This window comes from Streptomyces sp. NPDC101776, assembly GCF_044766845.1.
In the GTDB taxonomy this organism is placed as follows: domain Bacteria; phylum Actinomycetota; class Actinomycetes; order Streptomycetales; family Streptomycetaceae; genus Streptomyces.
The window spans coordinates 347,843-372,114 of the sequence record NZ_JBIWMV010000003.1 but is presented as its reverse complement, the minus strand read 5'-3'; the positions used below and the strand labels follow the sequence as shown (position 1 = coordinate 372,114).

Here is a 24,272-nt window from a genome sequence, read left to right as displayed (position 1 = left end):
CTCATCGCCGCAGAGGGTGGTGGGGGCCGTACCGCCCGGAGTAGGTCCCGGGCAGAGGCAGAGGCAGAGGCAGGGGCAGGGGCAGGGGCAGAGGCGGAGGCAGGGGCAGAGGCAGGGGCAGCGGCAGAGGGAGGGGCAGGGGCAGGGGCAGCGGCAAGGGCTGGGGCTGGGAGGGACGGGGACCGGGCCCGGCTCAGCGGAAGACCGGTTGTCCGTCGAGGAGGTGTGCGCGCAGCCTGTCGCCCAGGATCAGTTCCGGGCTTTCGTCGGGGTCGAGGCCGTCGAGCAACTCGGGTGTCAGCTGCGCGGTTTCGCGTCGTTCGCCATGTTCGCGCAGCACGAATTCACGACGGTTGCGGTCGAACAGGGCGATCACGGGTGCTCGGACGTTCGCGAGCATGGCGTCCTGGTCCGCCCCCTCGATCTGCCGGTTGCCGACCGCGAAGAGTCCTTCGCTCTCGGGGCCGAACAGCCACTCGTCGAGTTCCACGGTGCCCTGCACGACGAGGAGCGCGTCCCCGAGGATCAAGTGCCTTGCGCGGAGCACGCCTTGAACGGCGAAGATCGAATGGACGCCGTCGCTGAGATCGAGGGTGCCGAGCACGGTGAGGCCGTTGCCGAAGAGGACCATCTCGGTGCCGCCGTGGGCGACCGCCCGGGCCGCCGCGTCGAAGTCGTCGACGGTGACCAACTCGTCGTACACGTCGACGACTTTGGTGTACCCGTCGAACCAGGCGCCGTCGAGCAGCGTGTCGGCCTGTGCTGCGGAGATCTTTCCCACGGTGCGTTCTCCCTGTTTCCGGTCCGCATTTCCGGTCCGTCGGCAAACTGGATGATCGTACGGGGCCACGCGTCTGGATGACGCGTGGCCCGCCCGGCCGGCCTCGTGGCTCCCCCGTCCCCGACGTTCCCGCCCCCGGCACATCACTCGCACGACCGGAGGCCGGCCGAACGTCCCGCGATCCCTCCCCCCCCGGAGAACGCGGGAAGGCCTCCCCCCCACAGCACCGAGTTCACCAGGCCGGGAGTTGATCGGCAGCCCTTTGCCGGACGCCGATCAATGTGAAGTGGTGTGCGGGGAAGGGAAGTTGGACGGAGGCCAAGGCGCCCCCTTTGTGGCTTTGGTCAAGGGGCCTGTCCCGGCCCGGCGATGCCGATACGCTGACATACGGCCATGAACCGGGGGCGGGGCTGGGGGCGGGGACATGGATCCGCGGATGCGGTTGTCGGCGGGCGGATACGTCTGTGAGCGGGTGCTCGGCAGGGGCGGGCAAGGTGTGGTGTGGTTCGCCCGGGACGGGGCGGGCCGGCCGGCCGTGGTGAAGTTCCTGCTGCCGGGCAAGGAGTACGACGAGGTCGCACTCGCCCGCGTACGCCGGGAGTTCGGCGCGGCGAGCCGGGTCGGTGAACTGGCCACGGCGCGGGTCCTCGACGCCGATCTGTCCGGCCGACACCCGTACATCATCAGCGAGTTCGTCCCGGGCCCCACGATCCACGAGCATGTGAGAACCAACGGCCCGCTGCCCTCCGGACGGCTCCAGTCCCTGGCACTCGCCGTCGCGCACGCGCTGGCGCAGGTGCACCGGATGGGCGTCGTGCACCGGGACATCAAGCCGTCCAACATCCTGCTCTCCCCGGACGGACCGCGGATCATCGACTTCGGAATCGCCCGCGACGAACGCTCGCGCGAGACGGCGCTCACCACGCCGGGCGGTGTGCTCGGCTCGCCCGCGTACATGTCGCCCGAGCAGGCCAAGTCGCTCCCGGTGACCGGTGCCTCCGACGTGTTCTCCCTCGGCGGCACGCTGTACTTCGCCGCCACGGGACGGCATCCCTTCGAGGGGGAGGGCGACTACGAGGTGCTCGTCGCCGTGTGCACCCGCGACGCGGATCTCACGGAGGTACCTGAGCCGGTCCGTTCGGCCATCGCCGACTGCCTGCGCAAGGACCCGGCGCAACGTCCGACCGCCGCCCAACTCGTCACCCAACTCGCGGGAGCGGTAGGCGCGTTGGGGGCGGTCGGGGCATCGGAAGCGGTGGAGGCCATGCGGACGGTGACGGGTACGTCGGCGGCACCGCCACCCCAGCCGCCCGGACCCGTGCGCGGCGGCACGCGCTCCGGCCGCAGCGCCAGGCAACTGCGGCTGTGGGCGTTCGCGGCCGGTAGCGCCGCGGTGGCCGTGCTGCTCGCCGTCGTGCTCAGCACCACCTCGGGCGGATCGGCGACGGAGGGCGGCCCGAAGACCCCCGGCTCCCAACTCCTCTCGTACACCGACGACTTGACCGACTCGGGCGACTGGCTGGACAAGGACCCGACCCTGGCGAAGGTCACGCACGAGGGCGGGACCATGCTGGTGGATCCCAGGTCCGAGCTGGAGGTGTGGCCGCAGGCGCCCTTCGAACCGTCCTCGTTCGCGGTACGGCTGAGCACCCAGACGGAGTGGTACGGCGGCGAGGGCGGGGTCGGGCTGTGGTGCAACGGCTCGGGGAACTACTGGAAGGGCTCCCGCTGGGCGACCTACCTGACCACGGACCAGGAAGCCCTGATCGTGCGGGAGTTCCGGTTCAAGGGGAAGTTCCAGCACGACCGGGTCGTCGAGGTGAACCTCGCGGACATGGGCCTGAAGGTGAGGAGTCAGCAGCAGGTCGACATGACGATGACCTGTTCCTCCGCCGGCCAGGGCCGGATCAAGGTGGAGCTCGGCGTCAACGGCACCCGGGTGGCCTCGTACACCGGCGCCGCCTTCCACGCACGGGGCTGCGGCGTGGCGGCCTTCCACTACAGCGCGACCGACCCGCTGGGCACGGCCTACCACGCGGGTTTCGAGCGCTTCACCGCGACCGAGCTGGCGGCGGGCTGACGGCGGGCTGTCGATGCGGAAGGGGTAACTCCGCCCGGACGGAGGGCAGAACGGGTCCATGCGGAACGACCAAGGACCCAACAAGCCTCTGGAGGTGGTGACTTGACCGTCATCGTCGGTCTGGTCCATCGCGGGCGTGTCCATCTCGCCGGAGACTCCGCGGGCAGCAGCGGATCGCAGCTCACCATCCGCCGCGACCCGAAGGTCTTCACCAACGGCCCCTACGCACTGGGGTTCACCTCGTCGTTCCGTATGGGCCAGCTCCTGCATCACGCGTTCGCGGCGCCGCAGCCCGAGGGCGATCTCGACCGATTCATGGCCACGAGTTTCATCAACGCCGTCCGCACCTGCCTCAAGGACGGTGGATGGGCCCGCAAGGACTCAGAGCAGGAGCAGGCGGGCGTCTTCCTCGTCGGCGTACACGGCCGGCTCTTCGAGATCCACGGCGACTATCAAGTCGGTGAGCCCGTCGACGGATACGCCGCTGTGGGCTCCGGGGACGACGTGGCTCTCGGCGCCCTGCACGCCACCGCCGAGCTCGGCCTCAAACCGCGCGAGCGCCTCACCGCCGCCCTGCGTGCCGCCGATCACCACAACACCTACGTCTGCGCCCCGTACGCCTACGTCAAGACGCCTCGCTGAGCCGTTCGCCCGGCAGAGGTGGATCACCGTGCCGCATCCGGAACACTGTGCTGTATGACGACGCACGCGCCACGGCCCGAGGTTCTGCGATACACCGCCTTCTCCAGCGACCCCGACGGCGGAAACCCCGCCGGTGTCGTGCTGGACGCCGCCGCCCTGGACGACGCCGAGATGCTGGCCATCGCCGCCGAACTCGGGTACTCGGAGAGCGCGTTCCTGTCCACGCCCCCGGAGGATCTCGGTGGTCAGGAGGGGCGGGCCTACAGCATCCGTTACTTCAGCCCAAAGGCCGAGGTGCCGTTCTGCGGGCACGCCACCGTCGCGACCGCCGTGGCGCTCGCCGAGCGGGTGGGCCCGGGGGAGTTGGTGTTCGCGACGCGCGCGGGTGTCGTGCCGGTGGAGGTGGTCGAGGAGGGCGGGGCGCTCCGGGCCACGCTCACCAGCGTCGAGCCGCAACTCGTCGAGATCACCGGTGCCGACCTCGACGAGGCGCTCGCGGCGCTCGGTTGGCCGAGCGCCGATCTGGACCCGGCCTTCCCGCCCCGTATCGCCTTCGCCGGTGCCCGCCATCTCGTCCTCGCGGCGGGGACGCGTGCCCGACTCGCGGATCTCGCCTACGACTTCGGCCGCCTCGAAGCCCTGATGCACCAACTGGACCTGACCACCGTCCAGTTGGTGTGGCGGGAGTCGGCGACCGTCTTCCATGTCCGTGACCCCTTCCCCGTCGGCGGCGTCGTCGAGGACCCGGCGACCGGGGCGGCGGCCGCCGCGTTCGGCGCGTACGCGCGGGAACTCGGCCTCGTGCCCGACGACGCCGTCCTCACCCTCCACCAGGGCGAGGACCTGGGCCGCCCCGGCGAACTCACCGTGACGCTGCGCGCGGGCGACTCTCGCGTCCGGGTCGGCGGCGCGGGAACGCGCATCGGCTGAAGCGACGGCTGCCACGAGGGGCGAGGGCGACGATCCACGGCATGTCAGTGGCCCGTGGGACGATCCCGGGCATGACAGCGATCGACGAAGCGGTCCTCCTTGAGGCAGCGGCCGAACACGGCGTACCCGGCCCCGTCGTACGGGAGTTGCTGGCCCGGTGTCGGCCCTGCCTCTACCTGGTGCAGGACAAGGAAGTGCCCGAGTCCCTGCGGGAACACCTGCGCCCCGCCGCGCGAACGGGCGGGCTCCCCGCACTGCCGGACGGCGTGGACTGGCCCGAAGGGCGCGAGCCGCTCGTGCTGAGCGTCGACTGCGCGGCCCTGCCGCACGACGTCCTGGACATCGAACTCCCCGCCGACGGCCACCTGTTGGTTTTCACCGAGATCTCGTACCCGCCCGAGTCGTCCGCGGTGCTGCACGTCCCCGCCGGGGTACGCACCACGGAGCGCTCCGCAACGTACGCATGCAGAGGAGAGACCTGGGAGACGAGGACCTATGAGCCACGCACCCTCTATCCCGTGCCAGGACTGAGCATCGAGAACGACTGGCAAGGGGGCCCGCACACCAACGCGTTCCTGGACGGCGATGGCGACGGGGCCGAGGACTCACTGGATGCCTTCGAGGAAGCCCTCCTCGACCTGGCCTTCGGCGGGCGTCGCCCCGGCGCGTGCGTGCAGCTCGGTGGCTTCTCCGACCCGTGGGACATGGCACCGGACGAGGGCGGTCTCGTGCTCTTCGCCCAACTGGCCGGCCAGGCGGTCGACTACAAGGTGTGCACCATGAACCTGATCGTGGGCACCCGGGAGGACATGGCCGCCGGGCGGTATACGGAGCTCCGGTACGAGCAGCAGACCTGACGGAAGTTCTGGGGCAATCCGCCGAACAGATGCTCGCGGCTGCCGCCCAGGACCGACCTCTCCGGCGTCCGAACTCGCGGACCCTTACCAGTGATCCGGTGTGATCCGTGGTGCCAGAGTGACGTAAGCGCAGGTTGTTGCGGCGGAATCGTCGACTCCTGCCCGCGGCGGTGGCTGATGTTCGATGGTTGAACGTAGGTCAACGAACTGGGCGGGATCCCTTATCGGTCAGTCGGAACGTGACTGATTGTCGATGTGAGCCGTATTACGCCCGACCGTCATGTGCCTGATGGGCAGGCCTCTGTCCGTATTGGGTGCGCCTTGTTCGCCGTTGGTCGGTTTCTCTTCGTGACGTGTCCGGAAGAGACCACCTCGTGGCCCATATCGCACACTTGGGAGTCCCTGCAAGGCGCCGGGTTTCAGTCAACCTCGTAAGGTGATCTTGGCTGAGATGGATCGACAAGTAGACAATATTTCGGGCAGGCGCCCAAGGGCGACGAACCACTGCCCGACGAACGACCTCCGGATCAAGCCGGACACGGAGGCAGCGTGCAGGAGGGGTTGTGGAACGCTATTTCACCAGCGGGTGGCACGAGGACCTGCGCCGACGAGTGCGCGAGTTCGCCGAACGCGAGGTACGTCCGCGGATAGCGGAGATGGAGACCTCGCGCACCGTGGCGCACGAGCTCTCCAGGCTCATCGCCCGGCAGGGCTGGATCGGCGTGACCATTGGGAAAGAGTACGGCGGAATGGGCGCCGGACACCTGGCCAAGACCATCACCATCGAAGAACTCGCCCGCGTGTGCGGTGCCATGGGAGCCATGGTTCAGGCCTCCCAGCTCGGTGTGGCCAAGATCATTCACTTCGGGAGCGAGAAGCAGAAGCGGAAGTGGCTGCCCCGCATCGCCGCCGGAGAGTGCCTCCCGACCATCGCCGTCACCGAACCGGAGTCCGGCGGCCATGTGCTGGGGATGGGCAGCACCGCCGTCCGGGACGGTGACGACTACATCCTCAACGGCCGCAAGGTCTTCGTCGGCAACAGCCACGTCGGCGACGTACACGGCGTGGTCGTGCGGACCGGCGAGGGATCGAAGGGACTGTCGGCCTTCCTCGTCGAGTCCGACCGCCCCGGGTTCTCGCTCGGCGAGCAGCAGCCCGCCATGGGTCTGCACGGCTTCAGCTTCGGCGAGATCATCTACGACAACTGCCGGGTACCGGCGGCGAATCTGCTCGGCGGCGAGGGCAAGGGCCTGGCCGTCGCCTACTCGTCGAGCATCCTCTACGGCCGCCCCAACCTCACGGCCGTCTCCCTCGGCATCCACCAGGCCACCTTCGAGGAGACGACGGCACTGTGCATCGAGCGCGAGCGCTTCGGGGCACCGCTGGGCGACCTCACCAACATCAAACTCAAGCTGGGCAGAATGAAGTCCCGGCTGATGACGGCCCGGCTGGCCGCCTACCACGCCGTCCATCTCCTCGACCAAGGGCTGTCCTGCGACGCGGAGTTGATGAACGCCAAGCTCGTCAACGTCGAGGCGGCCGTCGACTCCGCCCGTGACAGCATGGAGATCCACGCCGCCAGCGGTCTGTTCACCGACCGCCCGGTGGAGCGCTATCTGCGCGACGCCCATCACATCTACGCCCCCGCCGGCACCTCCGACATCCAGCTGCTGAGGCTGGGCGAGGTGGCCCTCGGTACCGCCAAGGGCCAGTGGTCCGAGCGACTGGCCGACCTGGTGCGGACCGTCCAACCCCAGCGCCGTCTGGGGCAGTTGGAGACGGCCGGTCAGGTCGGCTGAACACCGGGGAGCCACGGACACAGCGTCGTGCCCGCGGCTCCCGTACGAACTTCCTCTGCCCCGCCGTCCGTTGAGGCCGCGGGCTCAGATCCCGCCCCGGGTCTCCATCGTGTGGAGCCGGTCGACCAGCTGCTGCGCCAGCGACTTGATCGTCGCCAGCCCTTCGCGCCCCCACGGATGGGTGTCCGTGTCGACCACGCAGATCGTGCCCAGGGCCATGCCCGTCTTCCAGTCGATCAGCGGCGCGCCCATGTACGAGCGGATGCCTATCTCGTCCACGACGCTGTTCCCCGCGAACCGCGGGTAGTCGCAGACGTCTTCGAGGACCAGTGCCTTCTTCCGCACGACGACGTGCGGGCAGTACCCCTGATCACGCGTCATCGTCCGGCCGACCTCCGGCACCTCGTCCGGCGCCAGTTGGACGCCCGGACGGCCACCGGCGTACAGACCCGCGAAGTACTGACGGTTCTCGTCGATGAAGTTGACCATCGAGAAGGGCGCGCCCGTGACCTGCGCCAGGTTGCGGGCGAACTCGTCGAACTCCGCGATCGGCGCGTCCCCGAGGCCGAGTTCACGCAGCCGCGCCACCCGGGCGGCCGCTTCGCGGTCCTCGGGAGTCAGCAGCAGATGGCTGGTCGGGTCGTACGAATTCTGGGTGGAGTAGGGAACCGGGGCTGACATGCAGGCTCCATTCGGTCGCGTCGAGCGGGGCTCAGCGCGACGGGTAAAGCTCCGCGGGCGGGGTGCCGGGAGTCGAGGCGAGCAGATGCTGTACGAGGGCGATCAACACGCGGGTACCGGAGTTGCACTGCCGCGCGTCGCACATCACGACGGGTACGTCGGGCTTGAGGTCGAGGGCCGCGCGGATCTCGTCGGACTCGTAGTGGTACGAGCCGTCGAACTCGTTGACGGCCACGATGAAGCCGATGCCCCGCCGTTCGAAGAAGTCGACGGCGGCGAAGCAGTGGTCCAGTCTTCGGGTGTCCGCGAGCACCACGGCGCCCAGGGCCCCGTTGGACAACTCGTCCCACATGAACCAGAACCGCTCCTGCCCGGGCGTACCGAACAGATAGAGGACGTGCTCCTTGTCCAGGGACATCCGGCCGAAGTCCATCGCCACGGTGGTGGTCGACTTGTCCTCGATGCCCACCAGGCTGTCGGTGCGGGCACTGACGGAGGTCAGGAGTTCTTCGGTGCTCAGCGGCTCGATCTCGCTGACCGCTCCGACGAACGTGGTCTTGCCGACCCCGAAGCCCCCGGCGATCAGGATCTTCAGGGCGGTGGGAAAGGGGTCAGAGCCGCTTACGTAGTCCATGCAGCACCGCCTCCAGGAGGTTTCGATCGGTCGGGGAGGCCGCCTCGACGGCACGCGGTGAGCGCAGCGAGAGCGCCTGGTGCGTCACGAGGTCGGAGAGCAGAACTTTGGTGATCACGGCGGGCAGCCGCAGATGCGCGGCCACCTCGGCGACCGAGATGGGTGCGTCGCACAGGGTGAGGACCTGGTCGTAGTCGGGTCCCAGATAGCTCTGTGGCCGGGTACCGGTGGCCATCACCAGGGTGAGCAGGTCGAAGTGCGCAGAGGGCCGGGTACGACCGTTACTGACCGTGTACGGCCGTACTAACCGCCCTGCTTCGTCGTCGAGCCACGACCCGTCCTCCATGTCCGACATGGTCAGCGCCTCGGATCCATCGACGAGCCGGCCCCCTGCTGTCGGACCGGCGTGGCGAGGTACGGGCGGACGCTCTTGACCAGCATGGCCATCTCGTAACCGAGAACGGCCGCGTCGGCCTCCCGGTCGGCCAGCACGGCAAGACAGGCGCCGGAGCCCGCGGCGCAGACGAACAGCAGGGCGCTGTCCAGCTCCACGACCACCTGCCGTACATCGGCGCCCTGGGCGAACTGCGCGCCCGCGCTACGGGCGAGCGAGTGCAGACCGGACGCCAGGGCGGCCAGATGCTCGGCCTCGGCAGCCGTATCCAGCCCGTCGGCGGCCTTCGCGAGGCCGTCCGTGCTCAGCAGCACTGCGCTGCGGGTATAGGGGACCCTCTGGACGAGTCCCGCCAGGAGCCAGTCGAGGTTCTGCTGGCCGGCGTGCATGTCGCTCACGGTGGCGTTCTTCTCCTTCGTGCGAGTAACGGAGCCTGCGGTCAGCGAGCGCTGTCAGTGGGAGGCTCGTCGGGTTCGTTGTCGGCGAGGCTGACTCCGCGCCGGAACATGGCCATCAGTCCCGGATCGTGCTCGACCTCTTGCCCCTCGGTCTTGCGCGGGGCCGGACCCTCCCGCAGTTCCGGTACGAGGTGCTCCTGGGCGTGCCGCTGGGGCAGCCGCGGCCGCTCGTCCCGGGTCTCCCTGCTGTACGGCACGGACCCGCGCTCACGGGGCGCCGACGGCTCCACGGTCCTGGGGTGCTGCTGTGGCTGCTGGGGGTGCGGGTGCACGACCGGCATCGGCGCGTTCCCGGAGCGGGCCGGGGGCAGCGGCTGGCGGAACGTGGGCGGTGGGACGGCGGGCTGGGCCGGCGGCGCCTGTACGGCCTGGTGGTGGGGCGGGGCGGTCTGGGCCGGCCGGGACATGTCGGCGATTTCCTGGTACTGCGCCTGGGCGGTGATCTCGCCGGGCTCGTCGCCCATCAGGCCGCGCGGGATGACCAGGATCGCCTGGATGCCGCCGTAGATGTTGCTCTGCAGCCGCACCGCGATGCCGTGTCGGCGGGCCAGCGCGGACACCACGTAGAGGCCGATGCGGCCGTCCGCGAGCAGCTTGCTGATGTCGATCCGGTCCGGCTCGGCGAGCAGCGTGTTGATACGGGCCTGCTCCTGCGCGGGCATGCCCAGTCCGCGGTCCTCGACCTCGACGGCGAGACCGGCGGTGACGCGCTGGGCGCGCATCAGCACCTGGGTCTGCGGCTCGGAGAACGTCGTGGCGTTCTCGACGAGTTCGGCCAGCAGGTGGATGACGTCGGCCACGGCGTGACCGCGCAGCGTGCCCTCGATCGGGGGGACCAGCTTGACCCGGGAGTAGTGCTCGACCTCGGCGATCGAGGAACGCAGCACCTCGGTCAGCGTCACCGGGCGGGTCCACTGGCGGCGGGACACCGAGCCGCCGAGGACGGCGACGTTCTCCGCGTGGCGGCGGATACGGGTCGCGAGGTGGTCGACGTGGAAGAGGCCCTTGAGGAGCTCCGGGTCCTCGACCTCGTTCTCCAGCTGGTCGAGCATGTTGATCGCGCGGTGCACCAGGGACTGCAGACGCCGGGCGAGGTTGACGAAGACCTCGACGCGCTCCTCGCTGTCCGGCGCGGAGGCCCGGGCGAGCTGCGCGGTCTGCGCGACGACGGTACGGGCCTGCCACAGGCCCACGCCTATCTCGTACGTGAGCCGGCCGAGCGGGTCGTTCTGCGACGGCGGCTGGTGCGTGAACGGCACCTGCTCCACCGGCTCGCCCCGCTCCAGGCGCTGCAACACGTCCTGCAGATCGGACTGTCCGGTGGCGACCGTGTGGCGCAGCGACGCGTACTGCCGGGAGATCCCCGCGGCCTCGGAGCGCCCGAGCCGGAGGCCGGCGACCAGGATGCCGCAGCCGAGGACGGCGGCGGCGGCGAGCACCGTCCAGGTCGTCCCGTCGGCGAACCCGCTCTGTGTGCGCAGCACGATCAGGACGACGGCGGCGGCGAGGATCGCCATCGCGGCGGCGGGCAGTACGGCGAGCCGGACCGTGCGCGACCGAGTGGCCGAATCCGACGGTCCGTCCTGGACGGTCCGGGCGTGTCTGTTTCGCGCGGAGCCCGATCCCGTCGTTCGATCGGGCTCCGAGGGCACAGCATAGGAGGGGATTTCGGGCATCGGAGTCCTCTCGATCAACCGGGTGGGACACACGGCGCGCAGCGCTCACTAACCGTCAAGTCCGTTAAGGAATGCGACAGTTAACGGTCAGCCACCCTACGCCACCATCCTTAATGCGACGTAATCACGTCACGTCAGACGCCCGACCTGGCCTGCTGAAACGGTTCTCTGGTGATTCCTATGAAGGAATCGGGGCTCGCTTACGCGGCATAGGACCTATTTGCCGCATCCCGCAACATGCCGGAAACGCAGAGTTGGCACGACTGTTGTCTCCGGAGGCCGGAAAGTTTGCCCTGCAAGACGGCTTGTGGGCAGGGGAGTTGACGCCGCCCGTCGTCAACGGTGTGAAGAGGTCGGGGAGTTCCGGTGCGTCCGCGATGGCTGGAATCATCGCCCTGTTCATCCGAGGTGCCGGGAGGAGGTTTCTTTCCCGGTTCTTCCCTTCCCCTGGTGAACCTCACCGGCTCCTTTCACCTCTACGACATGGAGTGGAGGTTGCCCCGGCGCGAACAGCCGACCGGCGGGGACGGAGCGAGGAGAAGGACAGCATGGACGACGGTCCCCGGGGCGGCGCTGCGCTCCCGCTGAGGCAGCGCGACGCGCCGCCCTCCGTAACCGGACCGCGGTGGGCCCGGCCGCCCGCGACCGAGCCGGCCGCGCCGCAGCAACTGCACCGGGGGATGACGCTGATCGCCGCGATCAGCCTGTTCATCGGCACCCGAGACGCCTGGACCAGGGCGATGACATCGCATCCGCCCGTCGCCGCGGTCATCTCCGTCTGCTACGCCGGGATCCTCCTCGCGGGCGTCCTGGCCCTCACCACCCGCACCCGGCGCTCCCTGACCCGGGTGGACGCGGGCGTCCTGGCGCTCGCCGTCGCACTGGTCCTGTGCGGCTACTGGCTCAACCACGCCGGCACCGACGAGGGCGTGCTCACCGCACAGGCCGCGACCCAGATCCTGCACGGACACCCCGTCTACGGCCAGCCCTGGCCCTGGCTGTTCGACAGATCGTCGGTCGGCATCACCAAGACCATGTCGGGCGGCGCCGACTACACCTACGGCTATCCACCCCTGACCGCGCTGCTCGCCGCCCCCGTCCACGCCGTGATCCACTCGACGGCCGCCGCCACCCTCGTCACCACCGGCGCGCTGCTCGCGGGCGCCGTCCTGCTGTGGTGGCTGCTCCCGGCCCCCTGGCGCTCCGGCGCCACCGCAGTGTGCCTCGGCTTCGGCTTCCTGCCCGGCTACGCCTACTCCGGCTACCCCGCCGTCCTCGCCCTCGTCCTGCTCATCCCCGTCGTGGTCCGCTGGCCCGACACCGGAGCCGGCGGCCGGCTCGGACTCCCCGGAGTGCTCCAGGCCCTCTGCCTCGGCGCGGCCTGCGCCACCCAGCAACTCGCCTGGTTCCTCACGCCGTTCCTCCTCGTCGGCCTCTACGCCGTCCGGCGCGGCGACCTGGGTCCCCGGCTCGCCCTGGGCGTCGTCGCCCGCTACACCGGCACCGCCGCTCTCACCTGGGCCGCGATCAACGCCTACTTCGCCACCCAGGACTTCCCCACCTGGCTGCACGGTCTGCTGCTCCCGCTCACCCAGAAGGCGATCCTGCACGGCCAGGGCCTGATGGGGATCTCGTACTACTTCACCGCGGGCAGCCGACACCTCGACTACTACTCCTACGGCAGCATCCTGCTCCTGCTCGGCCTGCTCGCCGCCACGCTGCTCTTCGTACGGCGGCTCGGCCCGGCGATCACCGTGCTGCCCTGGCTGAGCTTCTACCTGGCGACCAGGTCCCAGGACGGTTACTTCCTGATGATGACCCCGCTGTGGCTCGCGGCAGCCGCCACCGTCCCCGCCGCCGCGTTCGCCTCGGCCTGGCAGCCCCGCGTCCCGCACCTGACCGGACACCGCGCCAAGGCCGTCCTCGCGGCGGGGCTCGTCGCGCCCGCCGTGGTGTGCGCGACGGTCGCCGCGGCCAGTGCGCCGCCGCTGCGGATGAATGTCACACCGAGCTTCGCGGAGCGGTCCGGCCATCGGGACATCACCCGTCTCGTGGTCCGGGTCGTCAACATCACCGGCACCCGGCTCACCCCGCACTTCGCCAGCCGTCTCGGACAGGGCGCCTCCGACTGGTGGACGGCCTCCGGCGGCCCCGCGTCCCTCGCCCCGCACGCCTCCACGACGTACGTCGTGACACCGCCTGGCGGTGTCCGGCGGGCGCCGGGAGGCTCGCATCCGCACTTCTATCTCATCGCCGTCACCGGTACCCCGATGACCATCACCACCGCACGGATTCCGATCAGTTGACCGAGTTTGACGTAAAAGGATATCCCGTAAATGAGAAAGGGCCTGCGAGGTTCTCATCTGAGATTGTTATATTGCGCAACCACACAAGAGAGACGGGAACCCCGCCTCACTCGACCCGACACGGCCGCGCGCCCCTGGCCGCAGCATCGAACGGCCTGAACGGCCCGACCGTTATGTGGGAGTGCCAGATGACCGACCTCGGGGACGGCCCCGTGGGCCACGCCACGCGCAGCCGCACACGAGGGGTGCCCAGGCCGAGAGCGGGTGAGGCCGACGAGCCGCTGCCCACCGGCGGCCGGGCAGCCGCCCGCGCCGCGGCCCGGCAGGCCCCGCGCGGCGGATCCCGCGCGCACGGCGGTCGCGCCGCCTCGCGCCGCCGCGTCAAGGAGACCCCGCGCGGCAAGCGGGTGCTGAAGATCAGCGCGATATCCCTGTCGGTCATGATCCTGGCGACCGCCGGTGTCGGCTGGTGGTTCTACGAGCACCTGAACGGCAACATCAACAGCGTCGCGATCGACGACGGCGCGGGCGGCAAGGAGAAGGCCGACGCCTTCGGCCGCACACCGATCAACCTCCTGGTGATGGGCAGCGACGCCCGCTCCAGCGCCACGGACTGCAAGCTCGGCGGCGGCTGCTCGACCACCGGCGTGCAGTCCGGGAACGGCAACGCGGACGTGGAGATGGTGGTCCACATCTCCGCCGACCGCTCCAACGCCACCGTGATGAGCATCCCGCGCGACACCATGACCCAGGTCCCCGCCTGCAAGGACCCGGACAGCAGCCAGTCGACGGCCGGTTACTACGGCCAGATCAACAGCGCGCTTCAGTACGGCCAGGAGTGCCAGGTCAAGACCGTGCACCAGCTCACCGGCATCACCATCGACCACTTCGTGCAGATGGACTTCTCCGGCGTCGTGAAGATGTCCGACGCGGTCGGCGGCGTCTCGGTGTGCGTCGACGCCGACGTCTACGACACCTACTCGCACCTGAAGCTCGCCAAGGGCACCCACACCCTCAAGGGCAACGCGGCGCTCGAGTTCGTCCGCTCCCGGCACGGCTTCGGCGACGGCAGCGACCTGGGCCGTACCGTCTCCCAGCACATCTTCCTGAGCGCGATGATCCGCAAGTTCAAGAGCGCCGGCACCCTCACCAACCCCACGGCGGTCTACAACCTCGCCGACGCCGCCACCAAGGCGCTCACCGTGGACACGGGCCTCGGCACCGTCAAGAAACTCATCGGGCTCGCCGCGGACCTGGACAAGGTCCCCACCAAGCGCATGACGTTCACCACGATGCAGACCGGCGCCGACCCGAACAACGCCGACCGGGTCGTCCCCGCCACCGCGGCGAAGAGCCTGTTCGCGACCATCGCCAACGACCAGTCGCTGACCACCTCCTCCGGCAAGAAGTCCACGGCGGCCACCGCGACCGCCACGGCCGTCGCCGTACCCGCCGTGCAGATCGCGGTGACGGTGGAGAACGGCACCAGCATCAGCGGGCGCGCCTCCACGGTCGCCACCTCCTTGATAGACGGCGGCTTCAGTTCCGGCACCACGACCGGCAACGCCTCCGTCAGCGCGACCACGACCAAGCTCACCTACGGCCCGGACCAGAAGGCCGAGGCCCAGACGGTGGCCTCCGCGCTCGGCCTCTCGTCCTCGCACCTCAAGCAGGGCACCGGCACCGGCCTGACCCTGGTGATCGGCACGGACTGGCCCAGCGGCACGACCTACCCCGGCGCCACCTCGTCCCCGGCCCCCGCCGACACCAAGGCGGCCACCAGCAATGCCAAGGCCGCGACCGCCGACCAGTCGAAGTGCGCCGAGGTCAGCACCTTCAAGACGGTCAGTCTCAACGGCGTCCCGATGACCCCGACCCAGGCGTACAGGCAGGCGACGAACAAGAAGGACTCGGCGTCCTGACCGACAGCTAGCGGGCGGCGGCGGTCCAGGTGATGTGCGGGGGATCGACCCGCGCGCACAGCGGGCCGCCGTTCGCGTCGGTCAGCCCGAGCCGGCCGACCAGCAGACCGTCGGGCGCGGCGGCGGCCAGGACGTCGTCGGGCACGGAGTCCAGCATGAGCTTGGCGCGCCGGAACATGGTGAAGAGCCCGGCCGCGTCGACCGTCCCCCAGGACAGATAGACGAACCGCAGGCCCATCCGGTGCTGCACATAAGGACCCGTGACCACGATGCCGTCCGGCGTGGCCTCCGTCGTGCACTCCAGCGTCCAGGTCGCGGACGCGGCGTCCCCCGGCTGCGGGTCGAGGAGTTCGGCCGGCCGGTCCTTGCGCTGCACGGCGACGTGTACGTCGTCGTACGTCGCGACGGGCTTGTCGGCGGGGGCGGGGAAGGTACGGCCGGGCAGGTCGACGGCGTCGATGCGGAGGTGCATGCGGGCCATCATGCCGGGTCCGCCCTCCGTACCCTCAGTCGATCAGGGGGAAGTGGCAGGCGGTGTGCCGACCGGAGGCCGTCACCGTCAGCCGGGGCCGCTCCGTGGCGCAGAGCTCACGCGCGTACGGGCAACGGGTGCGGAACGGGCACCCCGTCGGCTTGTCGACCGGGTTGGGCACCTCGCCGGTGAGCACGATGCGTTCCCGGGGCGCCTCGTCGGTGAGCGTGCCGTCGTCGATGTCCGGCACCGCCGACAACAACGCCTGCGTGTAAGGGTGCGCGGGCTCCTTGTACAGAGCCTCCGTCTCGGCGAGTTCGACGATCTCCCCGAGATACATGACCGCGATCCGGTCCGACACATGACGGACCACCCCGAGGTCGTGCGCGATGAAGACGTACGTGAGCGCGAACTCCTCCTGCAGATCCGCGAACAGGTTCAACACCTGCGCCTGGATGGACACATCGAGCGCGGACACCGGCTCGTCCGCGACGATCAGCTTCGGGGTCGTCGCCAACGCCCGCGCGATTCCGATGCGTTGCCGCTGACCACCGGAGAACTCGTGCGGATATCGGTCCAGATGGGCCGCCGCCAGTCCTACGACGTCGAAGAGCTCGGCGACCCGACGGCGCACGGCGGCCCCGTCGCCGTAGCGGTGCACGAGCAGTGGTTCCGCCACGATGTCCCCGGCGCGACGGCGCGGGTTCAGTGAGGCCTGCGGGTCCTGGAACACCAGTTGCATGCCCGGCCGTACGGGACGCAGTCGGCGTGTGGACAGCGTGCTGATGTCCTGGCCGTCGAACTCGACCCGGCCGCCGGTGAGTTCGGTGAGCCGGACCAGACAGCGGCCGAGCGTGGACTTGCCGCACCCCGACTCGCCGACGATGCCGAGCGTCTCACCGCCGCGCACCTCCAGCGACACCCCGTCCACGGCACGGAGTACTCTGCGGCGCGTGGAGAGCCCGTCCGCACGCAAGGGGTAGTGCTTGGTGACGTCCGAGGCGCGCAGCAGCACCTCTGCCGTCGTCGGTCGCGCGCTCACGCTGTCGCCTCTCGTTGCAGGTCCGGTACGTCCGTCGCCGCGGCTCGTGCCGTCAGGCGCAGCGAGCCGCGCTCGTCCTCGGGCAGCCAGCAGGCATCGCGGTGCGCGCCGTCGCCGGAGTCCCTCAACACCGGCCGCTCCTCGCACCGTTCGTGCCGCAGCCGGCACCGGGGCGCGAACGCGCACCCCTCCGGCAGGCTCCCCGGCGCGACCGGCATCCCCGCGATGGTGGGCAGCCGCCGCAGCCGGGGCCCGCCCACCCGGGGCACCGAGTCGAGCAGCCCCCAGGTGTACGGGTGGCGCGGTCCGTGGAACACCGCCCGGCGCGGACCCTCCTCGGCCGCCCGGCCGCCGTACATGACGAGGACCCGGTCGGCGATCTGCGAGATGACGCCCATGTCGTGCGTGATGAGGACGACCGCCGAGCCCTCCGTGTTCAACTCCCGCATCAGGTCAAGTATCTGGGCCTGGACGGTGACGTCCAGCGCCGTGGTCGGCTCGTCGGCGATCAGCAGGGCGGGGCCGCAGGAGAGGGCCATCGCGATGACCGCGCGCTGGCGCATACCGCCGGAGAACTCGTGCGGGTACGCGTTCGCCCGGGAGGCCGCGTCCGGGATGCCGACATCGGAGAGCAGCCGGACGGCACGCTCGTGCGCCTCCTTGCGGGAGATCTTCTCGTGCGCCCGGATCTGCTCGGCGATCTGCCAGCCCACCGTGTACACGGGCGTGAGCGCGGTCATCGGGTCCTGGAAGACCATGGCGATCTCCCGGCCCCGTACCGCCCGCATCTCCTTGTCGGGGAGCGTGAGCAAGTCCCGGCCACGGAAGTGGACTTGGCCCTCGACGGTCACATTGGGACTCGTCAGCAGGCGCAGCACGGCCAGCATCGAGACGCTCTTGCCCGAGCCCGACTCGCCCACCACGCCCAGGATTTCGCCCGGGGCCACGGAGAAGGACAGGCCGTCCACGACGGTGACGGAGCCTCGGCGGGTGCGGAAGGACACCCTCAAGTCGCGTACGTCCAGCAGGGGTTGGTCAGGCATGGCGGGCCCTCGGGTCGAGTCGGGCGTACAGGATGTCCACCAGCGCGTTGGCGAGGACCACGAAGAACGCCGCGTACAGGACGGTGCCCATGATCACGGGCAGGTCCAGGTTCTGCAGGGCGTCGAAGGTGAGCTTGCCGATGCCGGGGAGGCCGAAGACCACCTCGGTCAGCAGCGCGGCCCCGCCGACCAACGCGCCGAAGTCCAGGCCGAACAGCGACACGATCGGGATCAGCGAGCAGCGCAGGGCGTGCCGGATCAGGATGCGCCGCTCGGAGAGGCCCTTGGCGCGGGCGGTGCGGACGTAGTCCTCGTTCAGGGCGGTGACGACCTCGCCGCGCAGCAGCCGGGCGTAGATCCCGGCGTACAGCAGCGCGAGGGTCAGCCAGGGGAAGAGGAGGTGCAGGGCCCACTGGCCGGGGTCGTGGCTCAGGTCGACGTAGCCCGGTGGTGGCACCCAGGAGAACACCGAACTGTGCAGCTGCTTCTGGGTGATGAGGTTGACGACCTCGCCGAGCCAGTAGGCCGGCAGCGAGACCCCGACCACGCCGACGAGCATGATCAGCGGGTCGGCCGCCTTGCCGCGCAGGGCCGCCGCGGCGGTGCCCATGACGATGCCGGCCGTCATCCAGATCAGCGCGGCGCCGATGACGAGCGACAGGGTCACCGGGGTGGCCTGCACGATCTGCGGGATCACGCGGGAGCCGCGGTTGACGAACGACTCCAGGTCGCGGTCGATCAACAGGTGCCGCATCATCAGCAAGTAGCGGACGGGCACGGGCCGGTCGAGGCCGAAGGAGTGCCGCACCTGGGCGAGCGTGGCGGGGTCGGCGTTGCGCCCGGCGATGCGCGCGGCGGGGTCGACTCCCGGTGTGGCGAAGAAGATCAGGAAGACCAGCACACTGATCGCGAACATCACCAGCAGGGCGGACGCGAAGCGTTTGACGATGAACCGGAGCACGGCTCTCACACCCCTCCGCGCAGCCGCGCGCCCGGGTCGAGCGCGTCGCGCACGCCGTCGCCGAGGACGTTGAGGGCCGCCGTGGTCAGCGCGATCAGCAGGCCGGGCGCGATCGTCACGGCGGGCCGGGTGTAGAGCAGCCCGAGTCCGTCCTCGATGATCGTGCCCCAACTGGCGTCCGGCGGCTGGACACCGACCGACAGGAAGGACAGCGCCGACTCGGTCAGCATCGCCAGCGCGGTCATAAGAGGGACGAACACGATCGCGGTCGGCAGCACGTTCGGCAGTACCTCGCGGCGCAGGATGCGCACGGTCGGCGCCCCCGAGCCCACGGCCGCCTGGATGTACTCCTTGTTGCGCAGCACCAGCACCTGACCGCGCAACGGCCGTGCGATGTACGGCACATAGATCGCCGCGATGATCGCCACGGGCAGCCAGAGACTCCCCGCCTCGACGGTGAGCGGGCCGAGATGCAGCCCGTCGGTGAGCAGGACGACCGAGAGGCAGATCGCCAGCAGGTACACCGGGAACGCCCAAATGACGTCCAGGACACGGGAGATGACGGCGTCCACGACACCGCCCGCGTACCCGGCGACCACTCCGACGACCGTACCGAGGGCGCAGGTGAGCAGCGCCGCCGTGAACCCGATGAACAGGCTCGTCCGGCCGCCGTAGAGCAGCCGGGCCATGACGTCTCGCCCTTGGTTGTCGGCGCCGAGGAAGTAGTGGGCGGGGTCCCAGGTCGGGCCGATCGGGGTGACGCCGAGGCCGAGGCCGGTGCTGCTCGGGGTGAGCACCGGCACGGTCTTTCCGTCGACGACCGTGGAGCCGGAGACATGGGACTGGAAGGGGTCGGTGTGCGCGATGTGGTGTGCGTACAGCGGTGCGCACAGGGTCGCCAGGACAACGAGGAAGAGGACGACGGCCGCGGCGAGCGCCGACCTGTTGTGCAACAGGTCGGCGCTGGCCGTCCGCCAGGGGCCCGGCGAGCGCCGGGCCTCCGCGGTGGCCAACTCGGGTGCGGCGGTGCTCACTTGACCCACGTCTGGCCGACGAGCATGTAGAACTGCTTGCTGAACTGGTAGTTGCCCAGGCGCTTCGACGTGAAGTCGATGATCTTCGGGTTGATCAGCGGGACGACCGGCGACTGCTGCATGATCGCCTGATCGATCGCGCCCCACTGGGTGTTGGCGGCCGTCGGGTCGGTCTGCGCGGTCGTCAGCGCGGTCCGCATCCTCGCGTCGATGCCCTTGTCGCAGAAGCCCGAGATGTTGATGCTGGAGTCGCTGCCGGGGTGGAACGCGGCGCAGGACAGCAGCACGTTGAGGAAGTCCGAGGCCGCCGGATAGTCCTGGTACCAAGAGGTCAGGGCGAGTTGGACCTTGTTCTTGGTGTTCTGGATGTAGGTGAACTGGATGTTCGCCGACAGCGGCTTCAGCGTCGCCTTGTAGCCGAGCTGGGTGAGCAGGCTCTGGAGGTACTGCCCGATCGACTTGTTGACGTCGTCGTCCTGCACGACGATGCCGACCTCCTGCCCCGCCGTACCGGACTGCTTCACCAGCGCCTTGGCCTTGGCCAGGTCCGCGGCCGTCCAGGTCTTGCCGCCGCCCTTCGTGTAGTCGCAGGAGTCGACGTGCCCGGGGAAGCCCGGCGGCAGGATCGTGCACGCGGGGGAGGCGAGGTTGGTGCCGCCGTAGAGCCGCACCACGGCCGACCGGTCGACCGCGTAGTTGATCGCCTGGCGCGCCAACTTGTTGTTGAACGGGGCCGAGTTGACGTTCAGCGTCGCGTACCAGAACGCGGTCAGCGGGTTCACATGTGCCTGGGCGGTGTACTTGGTGCCGATCTCGTTGAGCCGGTCGGCGGGCGGCGGGTCGAACATCCAGTCCGCCTGGCCGTTCTCGACGGCGGTGACCTCGGACTCGACGGTCTGCCCGAAGGTGTAGTCGATCTCGTCCGGATAGCCCTGCGGCTCGGCCTCCCGCGACCACTCCTTGAAGTGCGGGTTGCGCACCAGCTTCAGCTCACGGTTCGGGTCGTACGAGGTCGCCATGTAGGGGCCGGTCGTCGGCAGCGGCTTGGTGCCCGCGTCCTTCGTCGGCGAGTCCTTGGGCACGATGCTGGCGTGCGGGACGGCCAGCTTGTACGGGAACTCCGAGTCCGGTGCGGTGAGGTTGATCGTGACTGTGTTCGCCGTGGTGTCGCCGGTCACACCGCCCTTGAGCGTGCAGGACGCGGGTGTCTTCAGGCAGGCGGTGGCGCCGACGATGCCGTTGTAGAAGGTGCCCGCGGTGGGGCTGGAGACCTTGAAGACGCGCTGGAAGGACGCCACCACGTCGTCGGTGGTCAGCGCCTTGCCGTTGGAGAAGGTGATGCCCTTGCGGAGCGTGAAGGTGTACGTCTTCCCGCCGTTGGTGACCTTGGGCATCGCCGAGGCCAGGTCCGGGACGACCGTGAACGACGACTGGCCGCCGACCTTCTTGAACGACAGCAGCCCGTCGTACATCGACTGGTACAACTGCCAGTACTGGAGCGTGTAGTTGACCTGCGGATCGAAGCTGCCGGCGGCCGCGTGGGCGACCAGCTTCAGCGTGCCGCCCTTGTGCTGCGGCAGGAAGGCCGTGGAGCCGGCCGTGGACGAGGATGTGGTCGGGCTGGACGAAGAGCTGTCGTCGGAGGACGAACAGGCGGCGGTGGTCAGGGCGAGGGCGACGGTGGCGGCGGCGAACGCGCTCCGTCTCGTACTGCGGGACATCCAGGGAACTCCCGTCGGAGGAAGGGCTGTTGGGTCGGCCGGGGGATGGGCCGGGTGATCAGTCGGTGGAGTCGAGGAACGTGCCCACGACCCGGAGGTAGAGCTCTTCCTCCTCGACGTGCGGCATATGGCTGGACCGCTCGAACATGTGCCAGCGCACGTCGGGGATGTGGTCCGCGAAAGGGCGCAGCGTCTCGGGCGTCGCCTCGTCGTACCGGCCGGACACCAGCAGGGTCGGTGCCTCGACCAGATGCAGCCGGTCGATCACGGACCAGTCCTTGAGCGTGCCGACGACATGGAACTCGTTCGGCCCGTTCATCGTGTGGTACACGGTCGGATCGGCCGCGATGTTCTCCCAAGTGGCCTGCACCTCGGGTGGGTTGGGGTTCAGCCGGCACACATGGCGCTCGTTGAAGACCTGCTCGGCGGCGAGGTAGTCGGGGTGGTCGGTGGTCCCGGCCGCCTCGTGGTCGAGCAGGGCGCGCTGGACCTCGCGCGGGAGCTGGCCGCGCAGTTCGGCCGCCGCCGCGAGCCACAGCTCCATGGACGCGGGGGAGTTGGCGATGACCAGACCGCGCAGCCCGGCCGGCCGCCGTACCGCGTGCTCGGCGGCGAGCATGCCGCCCCAGGACTGGCCGAGCAGGTGATAGGCATCGGCGATGCCCAACTCCTTGAGCAGATTGTCGAGTTCGTCGAGGAAGAGCTGGACGGTCCAGAAGTCGGCGCCCTTGTCGGGCAGATGGGTGGACAACCCGGTGCCGAGCTGGTCGTAGTGCACCACCTGGCGTCCCTGCTCGGCGATGCCCGCGATGCTGAGGGTGTAGTTGTGACCGGCGCCGGGTCCGCCGTGCAGGACGACCAGGGGAGTCCTGCCGGGCTCACCGGTGATCCGGTACCAGGTGGAACGGCCGTCGAAGTCGACGGTGCCGGTGTGCTGTGGTGCGGGAATCGCCACGCGAGGGCCTCCCAGTAGGGCCGGACGCGAGCCGACCGCCGGCTGAAACGGAAAAGGAAGTGACGGATGGCTGCGATAGTGATTGGGTAAAAGGTCAGTGCACAAGACCTTTTAGGCGGGGCTGGGCAAGACGTAACGGCGAGTTCACACGGCCCGTCCGCGTTTACAGCGGCGGCATTGAAGGGGGAGGACAACTGACATCCGTACCTGAGGCATCCGAAGCGGGCGACGAGTTCTCCCGCGTGCTCGACCGCGTCCTCCTCGGTGGCGGCTCACCGTCCTCCGCGCTGCGTCCGGTGCGGGTCGCCTCGGCGGTCGACGAGGTGTCCGACCGGCTGCTCACCGCGATCGCCGTCGGCGACTTCCTGCCCGGCGAGCGGCTGCCGGCCGAGCGCGAACTCACCGGGCTGCTGCACGTCAGCCGCCCCACCGTGCGCGAGGCGGTCGCCCGCCTCCAGGCCGTCGGCGTGGTCGAGATCCGTCGCGGCCGCAACGGCGGGACCTACGTCCGCGACAGCTGGACCGAGTCGACGGCGGCCGCGGTCCGGCACACCCTGCTGCCCCGCTGGGAGGAGTTCGAGCAGCTCTTCGACCTGCGGGGACTGGTCGAGGGCATGGTCGCCGCCACGGCCGCCAGGCGCCGTAGCGCCAAGGACCTCGAACCCATGCGGGACGCCCTCACCGCCTACCTCTCCGCGAGCACCCAGCGCGACGCGCACACCGCCGACAGCGCCTTCCACCAGGCCGTCCGCGCCGCCACCGGCAACCCTCAGATCGTCATGCTCAGCCAGGACCTGCTGGCCCGCATCAGCCTCGGCTTCCCGGTCGAGCCCTGGGGCAAGGGTGAACAGACCCACTTCCACCGGGGCGGCGAGGACCACAAGGCCCTGTACGAGGCCATCGCCGGGGGCGAGCCCGAGCGCGCCGAGGAGATCGCCCGGGGCCACTTCACGATCAGCGCCGACCTGATCCGTGACGTACTGGAACGGGTCCGGGCCCGCTAGCCGGTCAACTCCAGTACGGCACCGGGGACTTCGGCGACACCGCCCACCCGCACCACGGGCCGCGCCGTCGCCGTGATGGTGGCCGGGCTGCCCAGCGAGTCGCCCATGTCGACGGCGATCCCGGTGACGCCCCGGCCGGCCAGGTCGGCGGCGAGACACGCGGTGCTGTTGGCGTTCGCGATGTCCTCCAGGACGCCGATCGACGGCGCGAACATCCGCGCCGCGATCCGGCCCGCGGACGTGGGCACCGAGTAGACGTGGCAACCGAGGAGTCCGAAGCGGTCGCAGGCCGCGCGCAGTGCCTCGAAGTCCGGGGCGAGCGCGGCGAGTTCGGAGCGCGAGGCGATCGGGACGAGCAGCCGCGCCCGCCCCGCCGAGGCCACGCGGGCACCCGGAACGAGCGTGCCCGGGGAGATGCCGAGCGTGGGCAGGACGAGCGCGCATTCGTCCGGCGACGGGTCGCGCAACGTGACGGGGCCGGGCTCGAAGACGGCACGGAACCGCGTACCCTCCCGTACGGCCCGGCCCGCGAAGGAACGCCCGGCGGCACGCAGAGCGCCCCGGTACTCCGAGCCTCCGGCGCGCGCCGCGAGGAAGGCCAGGGCGGCGACCGTGCTGTGGCCGCACGCGGGCAGTTCGCCCCCGGCGGTGAAGAAGCGGAGCGACACCTCGGACCCGTGCACGGCCACGAACGCGGCGTGCGAGGTCCCCGCGAGGACCGGCACCCGGCACCGTTCGTCGTCGCTCAACGGCGTCTCGTCCAGCACCGCGGTGGGACTCCCGCCGGTGCCCTCGCGCAGACACGCGCGGACGATGCTGACGGACAGTCGGCTGATCACACGAGAACCGTACTATGTTCGTCGCAACATCAGACATTCGG

General features: G+C 69.9%; 22 protein-coding genes. 8 read left to right on the top strand and 14 right to left on the bottom strand.

The window, feature by feature from the left end:
* Nucleotides 1–193 precede the first annotated feature (193 nt).
* The gene (locus ACIRRY_RS13195) at nucleotides 194–781 is read right to left on the bottom strand and encodes a hypothetical protein (RefSeq protein WP_403971528.1); all 588 of its coding nucleotides are present in this window, start codon (nucleotides 779–781) and stop codon (nucleotides 194–196) included.
* A 424-nt stretch (nucleotides 782–1,205) separates the two neighbouring features.
* Here ACIRRY_RS13195 and ACIRRY_RS13190 point away from each other — a divergent pair, with 424 nt between their 5' ends.
* From ACIRRY_RS13190 to ACIRRY_RS13170, 5 genes are all read left to right on the top strand, one after another.
* The gene (locus tag ACIRRY_RS13190) at nucleotides 1,206–2,861 is read left to right on the top strand and encodes a serine/threonine-protein kinase (protein WP_403971526.1); all 1,656 of its coding nucleotides are present in this window, start codon (nucleotides 1,206–1,208) and stop codon (nucleotides 2,859–2,861) included.
* 102 nt (nucleotides 2,862–2,963) lie between these two features.
* Nucleotides 2,964–3,503, top strand: coding sequence for a hypothetical protein (locus ACIRRY_RS13185; protein WP_403971524.1), 540 nt, complete (start codon nucleotides 2,964–2,966; stop codon nucleotides 3,501–3,503).
* Between the two features lie 54 nt (nucleotides 3,504–3,557).
* Nucleotides 3,558–4,433: a PhzF family phenazine biosynthesis protein gene (locus ACIRRY_RS13180; RefSeq protein ID WP_403971522.1), complete on the top strand. Its 876-nt coding sequence runs from the start codon at nucleotides 3,558–3,560 to the stop codon at nucleotides 4,431–4,433.
* Nucleotides 4,434–4,504: 71 nt separating this feature from the next.
* Nucleotides 4,505–5,290 (top strand): DUF1963 domain-containing protein, encoded by a 786-nt coding sequence (locus ACIRRY_RS13175; protein WP_403971520.1) that lies wholly within the window; start codon nucleotides 4,505–4,507, stop codon nucleotides 5,288–5,290.
* A gap of 563 nt (nucleotides 5,291–5,853) precedes the next feature.
* Complete coding sequence (locus tag ACIRRY_RS13170) at nucleotides 5,854–7,089, top strand: acyl-CoA dehydrogenase family protein (protein ID WP_403971518.1); 1,236 nt, start codon at nucleotides 5,854–5,856, stop codon at nucleotides 7,087–7,089.
* An 84-nt stretch (nucleotides 7,090–7,173) separates the two neighbouring features.
* Here ACIRRY_RS13170 and ACIRRY_RS13165 read toward each other — a convergent pair whose 3' ends face one another.
* From ACIRRY_RS13165 to ACIRRY_RS13145, 5 genes are read right to left on the bottom strand one after another with little or no spacing between them, the layout of a single operon-like run.
* Complete coding sequence (locus ACIRRY_RS13165) at nucleotides 7,174–7,770, bottom strand: GAF domain-containing protein (protein ID WP_200684676.1); 597 nt, start codon at nucleotides 7,768–7,770, stop codon at nucleotides 7,174–7,176.
* 31 nt (nucleotides 7,771–7,801) lie between these two features.
* A complete protein-coding gene (locus tag ACIRRY_RS13160) occupies nucleotides 7,802–8,404 on the bottom strand; it encodes an ATP/GTP-binding protein (protein WP_043677399.1) in 603 nt (200 codons plus the stop codon).
* Nucleotides 8,382–8,750, bottom strand: a complete 369-nt coding sequence (locus ACIRRY_RS13155; protein WP_403972265.1) for a DUF742 domain-containing protein — start codon at nucleotides 8,748–8,750, stop codon at nucleotides 8,382–8,384. Before ACIRRY_RS13155 ends, ACIRRY_RS13160 begins: the two co-directional genes overlap by 23 nt.
* A gap of 11 nt (nucleotides 8,751–8,761) precedes the next feature.
* Complete coding sequence (locus ACIRRY_RS13150) at nucleotides 8,762–9,187, bottom strand: roadblock/LC7 domain-containing protein (RefSeq protein WP_327407380.1); 426 nt, start codon at nucleotides 9,185–9,187, stop codon at nucleotides 8,762–8,764.
* A gap of 50 nt (nucleotides 9,188–9,237) precedes the next feature.
* A complete protein-coding gene (locus ACIRRY_RS13145) occupies nucleotides 9,238–10,773 on the bottom strand; it encodes a sensor histidine kinase (protein ID WP_403971516.1) in 1,536 nt (511 codons plus the stop codon).
* Between the two features lie 707 nt (nucleotides 10,774–11,480).
* Between ACIRRY_RS13145 and ACIRRY_RS13140 the strand changes: the two genes are divergently transcribed.
* Nucleotides 11,481–13,238, top strand: coding sequence for a hypothetical protein (locus tag ACIRRY_RS13140; RefSeq protein ID WP_403971514.1), 1,758 nt, complete (start codon nucleotides 11,481–11,483; stop codon nucleotides 13,236–13,238).
* Nucleotides 13,239–13,426: 188 nt separating this feature from the next.
* Complete coding sequence (locus ACIRRY_RS13135; RefSeq protein ID WP_403971512.1) at nucleotides 13,427–15,160, top strand: LCP family protein; 1,734 nt, start codon at nucleotides 13,427–13,429, stop codon at nucleotides 15,158–15,160.
* 7 nt (nucleotides 15,161–15,167) lie between these two features.
* On the opposite strand, the gene ACIRRY_RS13130 is transcribed toward ACIRRY_RS13135, so the two are convergent.
* From ACIRRY_RS13130 to ACIRRY_RS13100, 7 genes are read right to left on the bottom strand one after another with little or no spacing between them, the layout of a single operon-like run.
* A complete protein-coding gene (locus ACIRRY_RS13130) occupies nucleotides 15,168–15,632 on the bottom strand; it encodes a DUF5990 family protein (RefSeq protein ID WP_403971510.1) in 465 nt (154 codons plus the stop codon).
* Between the two features lie 34 nt (nucleotides 15,633–15,666).
* A complete protein-coding gene (locus ACIRRY_RS13125; protein WP_403972264.1) occupies nucleotides 15,667–16,647 on the bottom strand; it encodes an ABC transporter ATP-binding protein in 981 nt (326 codons plus the stop codon).
* A gap of 23 nt (nucleotides 16,648–16,670) precedes the next feature.
* Nucleotides 16,671–17,717 (bottom strand): ABC transporter ATP-binding protein, encoded by a 1,047-nt coding sequence (locus tag ACIRRY_RS13120; protein ID WP_403971508.1) that lies wholly within the window; start codon nucleotides 17,715–17,717, stop codon nucleotides 16,671–16,673.
* Complete coding sequence (locus ACIRRY_RS13115) at nucleotides 17,710–18,678, bottom strand: ABC transporter permease (RefSeq protein ID WP_403972262.1); 969 nt, start codon at nucleotides 18,676–18,678, stop codon at nucleotides 17,710–17,712. The genes ACIRRY_RS13120 and ACIRRY_RS13115 overlap by 8 nt, the downstream gene beginning before the upstream one ends.
* A 5-nt stretch (nucleotides 18,679–18,683) precedes the next feature.
* Nucleotides 18,684–19,712: an ABC transporter permease gene (locus ACIRRY_RS13110; protein ID WP_403971506.1), complete on the bottom strand. Its 1,029-nt coding sequence runs from the start codon at nucleotides 19,710–19,712 to the stop codon at nucleotides 18,684–18,686.
* A complete protein-coding gene (locus ACIRRY_RS13105; protein WP_403971504.1) occupies nucleotides 19,709–21,433 on the bottom strand; it encodes an ABC transporter substrate-binding protein in 1,725 nt (574 codons plus the stop codon). Before ACIRRY_RS13105 ends, ACIRRY_RS13110 begins: the two co-directional genes overlap by 4 nt.
* A 58-nt stretch (nucleotides 21,434–21,491) precedes the next feature.
* Complete coding sequence (locus tag ACIRRY_RS13100) at nucleotides 21,492–22,388, bottom strand: proline iminopeptidase-family hydrolase (RefSeq protein WP_403971502.1); 897 nt, start codon at nucleotides 22,386–22,388, stop codon at nucleotides 21,492–21,494.
* Nucleotides 22,389–22,630: 242 nt separating this feature from the next.
* On the opposite strand from ACIRRY_RS13100, the gene ACIRRY_RS13095 reads away from it, so the two are divergent.
* Nucleotides 22,631–23,392, top strand: a complete 762-nt coding sequence (locus tag ACIRRY_RS13095; protein WP_403971500.1) for a FadR/GntR family transcriptional regulator — start codon at nucleotides 22,631–22,633, stop codon at nucleotides 23,390–23,392.
* Here ACIRRY_RS13095 and ACIRRY_RS13090 read toward each other — a convergent pair.
* The gene (locus tag ACIRRY_RS13090) at nucleotides 23,389–24,231 is read right to left on the bottom strand and encodes a PhzF family phenazine biosynthesis protein (protein WP_403971498.1); all 843 of its coding nucleotides are present in this window, start codon (nucleotides 24,229–24,231) and stop codon (nucleotides 23,389–23,391) included. The genes ACIRRY_RS13095 and ACIRRY_RS13090 overlap by 4 nt on opposite strands.
* Nucleotides 24,232–24,272: the final 41 nt, after the last annotated feature.

Coding starts and splice junctions, on each gene's coding strand:
- ACIRRY_RS13190 (WP_403971526.1), top strand. CDS start 1,206: ATGGATCCGCGGATGCGGTTGTCGGCGGGCGGATACGTCTGTGAGCGG.
- ACIRRY_RS13180 (WP_403971522.1), top strand. CDS start 3,558: ATGACGACGCACGCGCCACGGCCCGAGGTTCTGCGATACACCGCCTTC.
- ACIRRY_RS13175 (WP_403971520.1), top strand. CDS start 4,505: ATGACAGCGATCGACGAAGCGGTCCTCCTTGAGGCAGCGGCCGAACAC.
- ACIRRY_RS13165 (WP_200684676.1), bottom strand. CDS start 7,770: ATGTCAGCCCCGGTTCCCTACTCCACCCAGAATTCGTACGACCCGACC.
- ACIRRY_RS13160 (WP_043677399.1), bottom strand. CDS start 8,404: ATGGACTACGTAAGCGGCTCTGACCCCTTTCCCACCGCCCTGAAGATC.
- ACIRRY_RS13155 (WP_403972265.1), bottom strand. CDS start 8,750: ATGGAGGACGGGTCGTGGCTCGACGACGAAGCAGGGCGGTTAGTACGG.
- ACIRRY_RS13150 (WP_327407380.1), bottom strand. CDS start 9,187: ATGCACGCCGGCCAGCAGAACCTCGACTGGCTCCTGGCGGGACTCGTC.
- ACIRRY_RS13145 (WP_403971516.1), bottom strand. CDS start 10,773: ATGGCGATCCTCGCCGCCGCCGTCGTCCTGATCGTGCTGCGCACACAG.
- ACIRRY_RS13140 (WP_403971514.1), top strand. CDS start 11,481: ATGGACGACGGTCCCCGGGGCGGCGCTGCGCTCCCGCTGAGGCAGCGC.
- ACIRRY_RS13135 (WP_403971512.1), top strand. CDS start 13,427: ATGACCGACCTCGGGGACGGCCCCGTGGGCCACGCCACGCGCAGCCGC.
- ACIRRY_RS13130 (WP_403971510.1), bottom strand. CDS start 15,632: ATGCACCTCCGCATCGACGCCGTCGACCTGCCCGGCCGTACCTTCCCC.
- ACIRRY_RS13120 (WP_403971508.1), bottom strand. CDS start 17,717: ATGCCTGACCAACCCCTGCTGGACGTACGCGACTTGAGGGTGTCCTTC.
- ACIRRY_RS13105 (WP_403971504.1), bottom strand. CDS start 21,433: ATGTCCCGCAGTACGAGACGGAGCGCGTTCGCCGCCGCCACCGTCGCC.